The 12,416-nt window shown below is 68.7% G+C and carries 9 protein-coding genes and 1 pseudogene; 4 read left to right on the forward strand and 6 right to left on the reverse strand.

Annotated features, from left to right (window positions below; translation table 11 throughout):
- Nucleotide 1: 1 nt before the first annotated feature.
- Complete coding sequence (locus M3330_RS01775) at nucleotides 2-1,360, reverse strand: protoporphyrinogen oxidase (protein ID WP_019289226.1); 1,359 nt, start codon at nucleotides 1,358-1,360, stop codon at nucleotides 2-4.
- Nucleotides 1,357-2,454 (reverse strand): uroporphyrinogen decarboxylase, encoded by a 1,098-nt coding sequence (gene hemE, locus M3330_RS01780; RefSeq protein ID WP_039587069.1) that lies wholly within the window; start codon nucleotides 2,452-2,454, stop codon nucleotides 1,357-1,359. Before hemE ends, M3330_RS01775 begins: the two co-directional genes overlap by 4 nt.
- A gap of 168 nt (nucleotides 2,455-2,622) precedes the next feature.
- Here hemE and M3330_RS01785 point away from each other — a divergent pair, with 168 nt between their 5' ends.
- The 3 genes from M3330_RS01785 (at nucleotide 2,623) to M3330_RS01795 (ending at nucleotide 6,060) form a co-directional block, all read left to right on the forward strand.
- Nucleotides 2,623-3,198: a DUF3000 domain-containing protein gene (locus M3330_RS01785; protein WP_026061620.1), complete on the forward strand. Its 576-nt coding sequence runs from the start codon at nucleotides 2,623-2,625 to the stop codon at nucleotides 3,196-3,198.
- A gap of 50 nt (nucleotides 3,199-3,248) precedes the next feature.
- Nucleotides 3,249-4,691 carry a wax ester/triacylglycerol synthase family O-acyltransferase gene (locus tag M3330_RS01790; protein ID WP_255026800.1) on the forward strand — a complete coding sequence of 481 codons (1,443 nt, stop codon included), beginning with the start codon at nucleotides 3,249-3,251 and terminating at the stop codon, nucleotides 4,689-4,691.
- Between the two features lie 115 nt (nucleotides 4,692-4,806).
- On the forward strand, nucleotides 4,807-6,060 hold the full coding sequence (locus tag M3330_RS01795) for a ribonuclease D (RefSeq protein WP_039587065.1): 1,254 nt from the start codon (nucleotides 4,807-4,809) through the stop codon (nucleotides 6,058-6,060).
- 123 nt (nucleotides 6,061-6,183) lie between these two features.
- Here the strand turns inward: M3330_RS01795 and M3330_RS01800 are convergent.
- A pseudogene (locus tag M3330_RS01800) lies at nucleotides 6,184-6,399 on the reverse strand (oxygenase MpaB family protein); the annotation flags it as partial.
- Nucleotides 6,400-6,765: 366 nt separating this feature from the next.
- Between M3330_RS01800 and M3330_RS01805 the strand changes: the two are divergent.
- Nucleotides 6,766-8,163 carry a sugar porter family MFS transporter gene (locus M3330_RS01805; protein WP_024100730.1) on the forward strand — a complete coding sequence of 466 codons (1,398 nt, stop codon included), beginning with the start codon at nucleotides 6,766-6,768 and terminating at the stop codon, nucleotides 8,161-8,163.
- A gap of 76 nt (nucleotides 8,164-8,239) precedes the next feature.
- Here the strand turns inward: M3330_RS01805 and dxs are convergent, their stop codons facing one another.
- The 3 genes from dxs to M3330_RS01820 all read right to left on the reverse strand — a co-directional run bounded on the left by dxs (nucleotide 8,240) and on the right by M3330_RS01820 (nucleotide 12,393).
- Entirely contained in the window at nucleotides 8,240-10,183 is a 1,944-nt protein-coding gene (gene dxs / locus M3330_RS01810) for a 1-deoxy-D-xylulose-5-phosphate synthase (RefSeq protein WP_084222380.1), read from the reverse strand.
- A 159-nt stretch (nucleotides 10,184-10,342) separates the two neighbouring features.
- Nucleotides 10,343-11,938 carry an MDR family MFS transporter gene (locus M3330_RS01815; RefSeq protein ID WP_006551358.1) on the reverse strand — a complete coding sequence of 532 codons (1,596 nt, stop codon included), beginning with the start codon at nucleotides 11,936-11,938 and terminating at the stop codon, nucleotides 10,343-10,345.
- Entirely contained in the window at nucleotides 11,935-12,393 is a 459-nt protein-coding gene (locus M3330_RS01820; protein ID WP_006551357.1) for a MarR family winged helix-turn-helix transcriptional regulator, read from the reverse strand. The genes M3330_RS01815 and M3330_RS01820 overlap by 4 nt, the downstream gene beginning before the upstream one ends.
- Nucleotides 12,394-12,416: the final 23 nt, after the last annotated feature.

Genomic DNA, 12,416 nt, shown 5'->3' on the forward strand with positions numbered 1-12,416 from the left:
TTCATCCTTCCATTCGTGCAGTCAGGCGTGCGGCTGCAGCCGTGCCTGTTGCGACACATGCGGGTACACCCACACCGTGCAGCATCGCGCCGGCGACCTCGAGTCCGTCGATCCCTGCGATCTCGGCCTCGAAGGCGGCGACGATCTCGCCGTGGTGTTCGCGGTACTGCGGCAGCCCGCCGTGCCACCGCTGCACGAAGGCGGCCACCGGTTCGGCGTCGACTCCGGTGACGGTCGCGAGATCCGCGCGGGCCAGCGCAATCAGGTCGGCCTCGGACGCGTCGACGAGCGCGTCGTCGCCGAACCGTCCGAACGACGCACGCGCGAGTGCGACGGGACGTTCGGCGAGGTGCGGCCACTTGCGGCTCGACAGCGTGAAGGCCTTCGCCGACAGTTCCTCCCCCGTCGCGACGAGGATCCCGGAGTTCTGCGGCAGGCCGGCGTCGTGCGGCAACGCGAGCGCGACCACCACCGACGAGGCGAGCGGGATCTGCGCGACGCACTGCGCGGCGGATCGGACACTGTCGGAGAGCAGCCGGGCGGCGTCCGGGGCGGGCACGGCGAGCACCACACCGTCGACCTCGCCGAGCGGATCGACCGACCACCGGCCACCGCTGCGCTTCAGTCCGGATGCGGCTGTGCCGTAGAGGAACTCGGCGTCGGCCTCACGGACGAGGGCTTGGATCAGCACGCCGTAGCCCTCGCGCAGCGTCCCGAAGACCGGGGCGTCCGACTTCGGGGGCAGAGCGCGGGCGACGGCGTCGCTCAGGCTCGTCGCGCCGGCGTCGAGGGCCGCGGCGAGCGTCGGGACGGTGGCACGGACACCCGCGGTGTCGGACAGCCCCGAGTACACCCCACCGAGCAGCGGGTCGACGCTGCGCTGCACCACCTGCTCACCGAAGCGGGATCGGACGAGATCCGCGACGGAGACGTCGGAGTCCCGGTCCCAGTGGAACGGCACTGTGGGTTCGGCGGCAATGCGCGCCAGGGTCTCGTCGTCGACGAGACCCTCCACGGCCTGCGCCGAGGCGGGGATGCCCATGAGCGTGCCCGCCGGCAGCGGATGCAGTCGCGCGTCGGCGTACAGGAGCGGACGGGCAGCCGAGGGGTGGACGATGTGGGCGCTCAGGCCGAGTTCCTCGACGAGCGCGACCACCTCGGGTCGGCGTGCGATGAACGCCTCGGCGCCGACGTCGACAGGATCACCCGCGAGCGGGACCGTGCGGAGCTTGCCGCCGAGCCGCGACGATCGCTCGAGCACGACGATGCGGGCGGCGGCGCCGAGCGAACGACGCAGCCGATACGCGGCGACGAGCCCGCTGATCCCACCGCCGACGACCGCGACCGTCGGCGGGGTCACAGCGAATGCACCAGCTCGACCACTCGGGTGATGGCATCGGGATCGGTGTCGGGCAGCACGCCGTGACCGAGATTGAAGATGTGTCCGATGGCGCCGGCCTCGAGAGCACGGTCGGCCTCGGCGACGATGCGGCGCACCTCGCGTTCGACGACCTCCCGGCCCGCGAACAGAATCGCGGGGTCGAGGTTGCCCTGCAGGGCCTTGCCGGGGCCGACGCGGGTCGCGGCGACGTCGAGCGGGATGCGCCAGTCGACGCCGACCACGTCGGCGCCCGCCTCACCCATGGCGCCGAGGAGCTCACCGGTGCCGACACCGAAGTGGATGCGCGGCACCCCCGCACCGGCGATCTCGGCGAAGACACGCTCGGAGTGCGGCAGGACGTACTCGCGGTAGTCGGCGAGCGAGAGGGCGCCGGCCCACGAGTCGAAGAGCTGGACGGCGTCGACACCGGCGCCGATCTGCGCGCGCAGGAAGGCGATGGCGACGTCGGTGAGCTTGCCGAGGAGGGCGTGCCAGGTCTTCGGGTCGGCGTGCATGAGCGCCTTGGTGCGCTCGTGGTTGCGGCTCGGGCCGCCTTCGACGAGATATGAGGCCAAGGTGAAGGGCGCGCCCGCGAACCCGATGAGCGGGGTGTCGCCGAGTTCGCGGGTCAGCAGACCGACCGCGCGGGCGACCGCTCCGACCTCTTCGGCCTCGAGGGTCGGCAGCGCGGTGACGTCGGCGGCGGTGCGGACGGGGTTCGCGACGACCGGGCCCGTGCCGGCGACGATGTCGAGGTCGATCCCGGCGGCCTTGAGCGGGACGACGATGTCGGAGAAGAGGATGGCGGCGTCGACCTTGTGCCGCCGCACCGGCTGCATCGTGATCTCGCAGACCAGTTCGGGGTCGAAGCACGATTCGAGCATGCCGATCCCGGCCCGGATCTCCCGGTACTCGGGCAGGGAGCGGCCGGCCTGGCGCATGAACCACACGGGCCGGTGGGCCGGCTTCTCACCGCGCGCGGCCGCCAGCAGGGGCGCATGGGGCAGGATCCTCCGCGCGGGGTACTCCGCGGGCACCGCAGATCCGACGTTCGTGTTCTCCAAGCCGGTCATCGATCCTCGTTCTTCGGGCACTGCGCGCCGTCGCGCAGGGCAGCGTCTGCCGGGTCGCACACAGGACGTGTGGTCCGGACCCGCTGCCCATGCTGCCACGCCCGTGCCGTTCGCCGGAATCGGCGCGCCTCCCGCGTGCGGTGCGTCACCGGCACTAACCTCCGCCTGGTGACCACCTCGCCCGCCGAGCCGGCCCGCTTCCGTTCCGCAGTCGATGCGATGAACGCGGCCACCGTGCGCCCGGAGATCGAGGTCGGGCCGATCCGACCCCCGCAACGGCTCGCCCCCTACAGCTACGCACTGGGCGCCGAGGTCCTGCACGACGAGACGGACCGGGTGCCCGAGCAATCCGAGGGCGACGCGTTCGGCCGCCTCATCCTTCTCTACGACCCCGACGGCGACGAGGCGTGGCACGGGACCACCCGGCTCGTCTCGTACATCCAGGCCGACGTCGACGAGAGCCTGGCAGCGGACTCGCTGCTGCCGGAGGTCGCGTGGAGTTGGCTCGTCGACGCCCTCGCCGCGCACGGTGAACCGCTCACGGCGCTCGGCGGCACGGTGACCGCGACGACCTCCGTGCGGTTCGGGGACATCGCGGGCCCGGGACGCGCCCACCAACTGGAACTGCGCGCGTCGTGGACTCCGCAGTCCGACATGCTGACCCCGCACGTGGAGGCGTTCTGCGACGTCCTCGCATATGCCGCGGGTCTGCCTCCGGCGGGGGTCGCGCGACTCCAGCGGTGAAAACCTGCGCAATCCGACCGGATTTCTAGAACCTGTTCTACTCTTGATCCATGCAGCGTCTCAGCGGGCTCGATGCCGGTTTCCTCTATCTCGAGACCCCCAGTCAGCTCCTCCACATCTGCGGGCTGATCGTGCTGGATCCGTCCACCGTCCCGGGCGGCTACGACTACGTGAGCCTGCGCAACGAACTCGAAGCGCGCCTCACCGCCGTACCCCAGTTCCGGATGAAGCTCGCCGACAGCAGGTTCAACCTCGACCATCCGGTCTGGGTCGACGACCACGACTTCGACCTCGACCGGCACGTCCACCACGTCGGCGTGCCCGCCCCGGGCAGCCGGACCGAGCTCGCGGAGCTGTGCGGACACATCGCCGCGCAACCGCTGGATCGCTCCCGGCCGCTGTGGGAGATGTGGTTCGTCGACGGTCTCGACGACGGCAGGATCGCCGTCATCGCGAAAATGCATCACGCCGGGGTGGACGGGGTCTCCGGTGCCGCGCTCATCGCGCAGCTGTGCAGCCTCGACCCGGCCGATCCCCGGCCCGAACCGGTGCAGTGGGGTGCCGGCGACGCGAACGATCTCGCCATCGCGATCGCCGGAGCCCTCAACGTGGCGCGCCGGCCTCTCCACCTGCTGCGGATCCTTCCCGGCGCGGTCACATCGCTGACCTCCTGGATCGCCCGCGCACGACGCGGCGACGCCATGCCCGCGCCGTTCACGGCGCCGCGCACCCCGTTCAACTCCACCATCACCGGACACCGCAACGTCGGCTTCGCCGAGCTGAATCTCGACGACGTGAAGCTGGTGAAGAACGTCTTCGGCGTCACCGTCAACGACGTGGTGATGGCGGTGTGCTCCGGTGCGCTGCGCCGATATCTGGAGCGGCGCGGCGAGCTGCCCGACTCCCCGCTCATCGGGATGATCCCGGTCTCGGTCCACGGCAGGTCGGATCGGCCGGGACGCAACCAGGTCTCGGCGATGTTCGCCGACCTTCACACCCACATCGCCGACCCCGCCGAGCGGCTGCGGGCACTCTCGGAAGCGAACGCGGTGTCCAAGGAGCACAACGCCGACCTCGGCGCGAACCTGCTGCAGGACTGGTCGCAGTTCCTCGGCGCGGCCGTGTTCGCCCCCGCGATGCGTGCCTACGCCGGACTGCGGCTCGCCGACCGGCATCCGGTGATCCACAACCTCGTTATCTCCAACGTGCCCGGACCTCCCGTCCCGCTGTACTTCCTGGGCGCCCGCATGACGGCGATGTACCCCTTCGGCCCGATCTTCCACGGCGCAGCGCTCAACATCACGGTGCTCTCCCTCGACGGCAGGCTCGACATCGGTCTGATCTCGTGTCCCGATCTCGTCCCCGACCTGTGGGAACTCGTCGACGACTTCTCTCCCGCCCTCGAGGACCTCATCCTCGCGGCGGGTGCGGAGAACGACGACATCCTCACATCGGATGTGGAGCGCGACGATGTCGTCTCGCAGGAGAGGTGACGGTGTTCTGAGGGGAGTTCGCGAGGCGTCGAGCGGGTCCGTGCGTGTCCACCGATCGGACGTTCCGGACAGGAACGGAATTGCACACGGGGACGACACCGCTAGAGTCACGCCCATGCCGGCACAGAACGACGAGGACGAGCAGAAGAGCACGAGCGTGACCACGGTGCCGCTCCTCGAACCCCGCGACGGCGTCCCGGAGGTCGTCACCACGGCGCGCGGGGTCGCCGACGCGGCAGCGATGCTCGCGCAGGGACACGGCCCGCTCGCCGTCGACGCCGAACGCGCATCGGGCTACCGCTACTCCGGGCGCGCCTATCTCGTACAGCTCCGTCGTGACGGCGCCGGCACGGTGCTGCTCGATCCCATTCCCACGCGGGACGACCTCGCTCCCCTGACCGAGGTGATCAACGACCTCGAATGGGTCCTGCATTCCGCCGACCAGGATCTCCCCGGCCTGGCCGAACTCGGACTCCGTCCGGCGAAGTTGTACGACACCGAACTCGCCGGTCGTCTCGCCGGATTCCCCCGCGTCGGTCTCGCCGCGATCGTGGCCGAGACCCTCGGCCTCGAACTGCGCAAGGGCCACGGTGCGGCGGACTGGTCGACGCGACCGCTTCCCGACTCGTGGCTCAACTACGCCGCGCTCGACGTCGAACCACTCGTCGAACTCCGCGACGCGATGGCGAGCGAACTCGAGCGGCAGAACAAGACCGAGTGGGCCGCTCAGGAATTCGAGCACATCCGGCTCGCGGGGCCGCCCGCTCCGAAGCCCGATCGGTGGCGGCGCACGTCCAAGATCCACGCGATCAAGGACCGACGCCGCCTGGCGATCGTCCGGGAACTGTGGACCACCCGCGACGAGATCGCCGCCCGGCGTGACATCGCCCCGGGGCGCATCCTTCCCGACTCCGCGATCATCGCCGCCGCGGAGGCGAATCCCACGAGCGTCGAACAGTTGCAGGAGCTTCCGGTTTTCGGCGGTCCGCGGCAGCGGCGTTCCTCCCGTGCGTGGTTCAACGCGATCGAGCGGGCCCGTGCACTGCCGGAGGACCGGCTCCCACCTCTCACGCCGCCCCTGACCGGGCCTCCCCCGGCCGGCCGGTGGTCGCGTCACCACCCTGAGGAGGCCGCACGTCTCGCCCTCGCGCGCGGCGAACTCACCGCTCTGAGCGAGGAAGTCGCCGTTCCCGTCGAGAACCTGATCAGTCCCGAACTCGTTCGGCGCCTGTGCTGGGACTGGGACGTCTCCGACGGGGCCGACGTCGAGGAGTACATCGACGGCCGCTTCGCCGAGGGCGGGGCACGGCCGTGGCAGCGCGCGCTGACCGTGCCGCGACTCGCGAAGGCCCTGACGGCGGAGAACTGATCTCCGCCGTCTGCTCTGCGTGCCATCTACTTCCGGCGGCTGCCGCGTCCTGGACATCACATCGAGGCCGAAGAACCGCTCGTACACGTCGCGGCCGCCGTGGAACATCACCGCGGCGATCCACAACTGGAGCCTCGGATCGAAGGCGTTGTATCCGTCGGAGCGGACCGGTGCGTGGGCGCGGTCGACGAAACGCACCACCCTGCGCCGTTCCTCGTCGTCGCCGAACGCCACGAGGAAGATGTACGCGCTCGTGTTCCGGAAACGTGTGACGGGATCGATGAGCGCCCTGCTGTGTTCCACCACCCCGTGCTCTACCGGAGGCAGAGCGATCTCCATGAGGAACCTCCGGGTGAGGTCGGCGGGAACGCCGCTTCACCCACCACACCCCGTACGGTCGCGTCCGGTCGTCGCCGAGTCATGGAACGGGACTGTATTTCCAGATCGCACGGTGTCAAGCGGAGGTCCTCACCGCTCGGGCAGGTCGCAGACAGAGCGACGGCGCGGAGAGAATATTTCTTAACTTCTTACCCACTCGGAGGCGTCGCCACACTCCATGCCGCGTTCGAAGTCCGCCTTGTGGGCGAGTTCTCGCCGGAAACGTCGAGTCGGCCGTTCACCCCGGCGTAATGTTCCCCTGAAGAAAACACACTGTGTCCAACCCTTTTCCCGCTCTCGCGGCCAGTCCGATCCAGGAGTTCCTCGGTGACCCAACCATCGACCGCACACGCCGCGAAAGTCATCGCCGTGACCGTCGCGGCGGCCGTGGGCGGTTTCCTGTTCGGCTTCGACAGCTCGGTCATCAACGGCGCCGTCGACTCCATCCAGGACAACTTCGCGCTCAGTTCGTTCGTGACCGGTTTCGCCGTCGCCATCGCCCTGCTCGGCTGTGCCGTCGGCGCGTGGTTCGCCGGACGCCTCGCCGACAGTTGGGGCCGCAAGCGGGTGATGCTCCTCGGCTCCGCCCTGTTCGTCATCTCGTCGATCGGGTCCGGTCTGGCCTTCAGCGTTCCCGATCTCATGCTGTGGCGTGTGCTCGGCGGCCTCGGCATCGGTATCGCGTCGGTCATCGCACCGACCTACATCTCCGAGATCGCACCCGCTCGCTACCGTGGCGCCCTCGCATCACTGCAGCAGCTCGCCATCACTCTCGGCATCTTCGCGGCCCTGCTGTCCGACGCGGTGCTGCAGAACGCCGCCGGTGGAGCGTCGAACGAGCTGTGGTGGAATCTCGAGGCCTGGCGGTGGATGTTCCTCGTCGGCGTCGCGCCTGCCGTCCTCTACGGTGTACTGGCGCTGACGATCCCGGAGTCCCCCCGCTACCTCGTCGGCAAGGACATGGACGAAGAGGCTGCGGCCGTCCTGGCCAACGTCACGGGCGAGCTCCGGCCCGACGAGCGTGTCCGCGAGATCCGGTTGACGCTGCGACGCGAGTCGAAGGCGTCCTTCGGCGACATCCGCGGCCCGGTCTTCGGTCTGCAGCCGCTGGTGTGGGTCGGCATCACGATGGCCGTCTTCCAGCAGTTCGTCGGTATCAACGCGATCTTCTACTACTCGACGACACTGTGGAAGTCGGTGGGCTTCACCGAGAACCAGTCGTTCACGACCTCGGTGATCACCGCCGTGATCAACGTGGTCATGACGTTCGTCGCAATCCTGTTCGTCGACAAGATCGGTCGCCGTCCGCTGTTGATGACCGGTTCGATCGGCATGTTCGTCAGCCTGCTGCTCGCCGCGATCGCCTTCTCGCAGGCGGTCGGCAGCGGTGAGGACGTCGAACTTCCGGCACCGTGGGGTGCGCTCGCCCTCGTCGGCGCGAACGCCTTCGTGATCTTCTTCGCCGCCACCTGGGGTCCGATCATGTGGGTGATGCTCGGCGAGATGTTCCCGAACCGCATGCGCGCGGTGGCCCTCGGTATCAGCACCGCCGCCAACTGGATCGCGAATTTCACGGTGACACTGGCGTTCCCACCACTCACCTCCGCGGTCGGCCTGTGGTTCCTGTACGGACTGTTCGCGTTCTTCGCCCTGCTGTCGTTCTTCTTCGTCAAGGCCAAGATCCCCGAGACCAAGGGCATGGAACTCGAGGAGATGCAGAGCTAACCGATACAGACGCCAGGGGCGGTATCCGGATCACCGGATACCGCCCCTGGCGTTTGCTCACCTGCGTCGGTCGGACTCAGCCCGCTTCGCGGTCGGACTGCTCGACCGCCGACGGTCGCGATCGCTCCTCGGGTTCGCTGTCGAGGCCGGCGACCCAGCCGGTGACCTGACGCGCCACGTCCTGGGCAGTCAGACCGAGTTCGGCGTGGATCTCGTTGCGGGAGGCGTGATCGAGGAACTTCTGCGGCACCCCGAGATCGCGGGCGGGCACGTCGACGCCGTTGCGGCGCAACGCGGCGGAGACCGCCGAGCCGACACCACCGTGGAGGCCGCTGTCCTCGATTGTGACGACGATCCGGAAGCCGCGTGCGAGGTCGACCACCGCGTCGGGCACGGGGAACACCCATCGCGGGTCGACGACCGCGGCGTCGATGCCCTGCCTGGAAAGACGATCGGCGACGTCGAGTGCGAGACCGGCGAAGGCGCCGACCGCGACGATCAGTGCGTCGCCGCGCCGCGACGACGGCATCCGCAGCACGTCGACCGTGCCGTCGAGACGTTCGATCGCCGGGATGTCTTCTCCCACCGAACCTTTGGGGAACCGGAGGACGGTCGGGCCGTCGGAGACGTCGAGCGCCTCACCGAGTTCCTCGCGCAGTGTCGCCCCGTCGCGCGGAGCGGCGACCCGGATGCCGGGAACGATGCCCAGCAGGGACAGATCCCACATACCGTTGTGGCTGGCTCCGTCGGAACCCGTGACACCCGCGCGGTCGAGCACCACGGTGACCGGCTGCCGCAGCAGCGCGACGTCCATGAGCAGCTGGTCGAACGCGCGGTTGAGGAAGGTCGAGTAGACGGCGACGACGGGATGCATTCCGCCGAGCGCGAGACCCGCCGCCGACGTCACCGCGTGCTGTTCGGCGATGCCGACGTCGAAGGTGCGCTCGGGGAACCGTTCGCCGAACTTGGCGAGGCCGGTCGGTCCGGGCATCGCGGCGGTGATCGCCACGACGTCCTCCCGCTTCTCCCCCAGCGCGATGAGTTCGTCGGAGAAGACCGACGTCCAGTCGGGAGCGGAGGCGGACTTCGCCCGGCCTGTGCGCGGATCCATCACGCCGGTGGCGTGCATCTGATCGGCGAGATGGTTCTCGGCGGGCGCGTAGCCCGCTCCCTTGCGGGTGACGGCGTGGACGAGGACCGGACCGCCGTACGCCTTCGCGCGACGCAGCGCCGATTCCATCGCCTGCTCGTCGTGCCCGTCGACCGGGCCGAGATACTTGATGCCCAGATCGGTGAAGAGCACCTGCGGGCTGACCGCGTCCTTCACACCGGCCTTCATGCCGTGCAGCACCGAGTAGGCCGCCGAGCCGATCCAGGGGATCCGCTTGACGATGCGCCGACTGTTGTCGAGCACCTTCTCGTAGCCGGGCTTGAGGCGCAGCGCCGCGAGGTGCTCGGCGAGACCGCCGATCGTGGGCGCGTAGGAGCGGCCGTTGTCGTTGACGACGATCACCATCGAACGGTTCTGCCCGGCGGCGATGTTGTTGAGCGCCTCCCAGCACATACCGCCGGTCAGCGCGCCGTCGCCCACCACGGCCACCACGGTCCGATCGGACTGTCCGGACAGCGAATAGGCCTTGGCGAGTCCGTCGGCGTACGACAGGGCCGCCGAGGCGTGCGACGACTCGATCCAGTCGTGTTCGCTCTCCGCGCGGCACGGGTAGCCGGACAACCCGCCTTTCTGCCGGAGACCGTCGAACTCGTCGCGACGACCGGTGAGGATCTTGTGGACGTAGGCCTGGTGACCGGTGTCGAAGAGGATCGGATCGCGTGGCGAATCGAACACCCGGTGCAGAGCGATGGTCAGCTCGACGACGCCGAGATTGGGACCGAGGTGACCCCCGGTCGCCGCGACCTTCTCGACCAGGAATTCCCGGATCTCCCCCGCGAGCTCGGTGAGCTCCACAGGAGAGAGTCGACGTAGATCGTCGGGCGACTGGATGCGGGACAGAACACCCAACTGGAACAGCTCCCTCCGGCTCGTGCCTCACGCTCGTCGCGCGAGTGATTTCCTCAGTCTACGGAGCGCGGGAACGGAGCGTCTCCCGCCACCGCCTCGCTTCCGCGTGATCTCCTGGTCACCGGCGGACGGATCGTCCGCCGGTGAGCGAGGTCACCCTCACGAGGAGATGTCGGCGCGATCGGCCGGCGACTTCTCCTCGACGAGGTCGATGGTGGTGCGCAACGCCTGGTTCGGGATCAGCACCACTGCCACCAGGGTAACGACCGCGAACGCCGCCGCCACGAGGAAGAGGGTCGCCGTCGCGTCGCCGTAGGCGGCACGGATGACTTCGGCCACCGGCTCGGGCAGCTGGGAGAAGTCGAGGCTTCCACCCGATCCGCCGCCGGAGGTGTCCACACCGAGCTTCGCGAGACCGTCGGCGGAGATCGTCGCGACACGGGACGCGAGGATCGAACCGAGCACCGACACACCGATCGCGCCACCGAAGGTGCGGAAGAAGGCGACCGAGCTGCTTGCGGCGCCGATGTTGCGCACGCTCACGGTGTTCTGCACGGCGAGGACGAGGTTCTGCATCAGCATGCCGGTGCCCAGACCCACGATCGCGATGTACACGCTGATCAGCGTGAGCGAGGTGAGGTGGTCGACAGTGCCGAGCAGGCCGAAACCGACCATCTGCAGGATCGCGCCGCCGATCAGGAAGCCCTTCCACTTGCCGAAGCGCGTGATGAGCCCACCGGAGAGCATCGACGAGACGAGCGTGCCGGCGACCATCGGGATGGTGAGCAGACCGGCGACCGTCGGGCTGTAGGCCCGCGAGGTCTGGAAGTACTGGCCGAGGAAGGTGGTGGCGCCGAACAGACCGATACCGACGGCCACGGACGCGATGATCGCGAGACCGGTGGTGCGTTCGGTGACGATCTTCAGCGGGATGATCGGATCGGCGACCTTCGTCTCGACGATCAACGTCGCGACGAGCAGGACGATGCCGGCACCGACGTACAGGGCGGACTCGACCGAGATCCACTCGTAGTAGCCGGCCTTGCCGGCGAAGGACACCCAGACGAGCAGGACGCTCACCGCGGCGGTGATGAGCGTGGCGCCGAACCAGTCGATGCTCACGTTCTCCTTGCGGACGGTCGTGACATGCAGCGTGCGCTGCAGCAGGATCAGCGCGACAACGGCGATCGGAACGCAGACGTAGAAGCACCAGCGCCAGCCGAGGAGGTCGACGATGACACCACCGAGCACGGGTCCACCCGACATGGCGACGGCCATGACGGCGCCCATGTAGCCGGAGTACCGGCCACGCTGGCGGGGCGGGATGATGCTGCCGATGATCGCGACGACGAGAGCGGTCAGACCACCCATGCCGATGCCCTGGATCACGCGGGCGGCGAGCAGGACCGGCACGTTGTGCGCGATACCGGCCAGGACCGAGCCGATCACGAAGACCAGGATCCCGAGCTGGACGAGCAGCTTCTTGTTGAACAGGTCGGCGAACTTGCCCCAGATGGGCGTCGACGCGGCGTTCGCCAGCAGCGCCGTCGTGATGACCCAGGCGTACTGGGTCTGCGTGCCGTTCAGATCCGCGATGATCGTCGGCAGGGCGGTCGAGACGATGGTGCTGCTCAGCAGCGCCGTGAAGAGGGCGGCGAGGAGGCCCGACAGCACGACGAGGATCTCGCGGTGCGTCATCTGCTCCTCGGCTGCCGGAGCATCCGGCTGCGCTCCCTGTCCGGAGACTGTGGTCATGAATTGGTCCTTCGAGTATCGATGACGAGCGGAGCCAGGGAGGAGGTGAGACGTTCGAGCGTCGTGATGGCGCCTGCGATCTCGTCCTCGTGCCAGTCCGAGAGTTCTGCGGAGAGCCGTTCGGTCCGGCGCTTCTTCACGATGTCGAGGATCTCGATACCCGCGACCGAACAACTCACCCGATGAGCACGACGATCGTCGGGATCGGGATGTCGATCCACGAGGCCTCGCTCGACGAGTTCGGCGATCTGTCTGCTCAACGACGACTGGCTGACGCACATTTCGACGGCGAGCTCGCTGGGCCGGCACTCCCCCATCCGTGCGAGCACGAACAGCACCGCGACGAGCGCGGAAGGAAGCACATCGGTGTCGTGGTGCACGAGTGCACCGCGCAGCGTGCGACCGAACATGAAGATGGCGTCGGCGAGTTCGTGGGCCTGAGCCTTTTCCGGCACAGCGAACCTCCGTCGGAGTGAAC

The sequence above is a fragment of the Rhodococcus sp. GA1 genome (assembly GCF_024321955.1).
Taxonomy (GTDB): Bacteria; Actinomycetota; Actinomycetes; order Mycobacteriales; family Mycobacteriaceae; genus Rhodococcus; species Rhodococcus pyridinivorans.

Coding starts and splice junctions, on each gene's coding strand:
- hemE (WP_039587069.1), bottom strand. CDS start 2,454: ATGACCGGCTTGGAGAACACGAACGTCGGATCTGCGGTGCCCGCGGAG.
- M3330_RS01790 (WP_255026800.1), top strand. CDS start 3,249: ATGCAGCGTCTCAGCGGGCTCGATGCCGGTTTCCTCTATCTCGAGACC.
- M3330_RS01795 (WP_039587065.1), top strand. CDS start 4,807: ATGCCGGCACAGAACGACGAGGACGAGCAGAAGAGCACGAGCGTGACC.
- M3330_RS01815 (WP_006551358.1), bottom strand. CDS start 11,938: ATGACCACAGTCTCCGGACAGGGAGCGCAGCCGGATGCTCCGGCAGCC.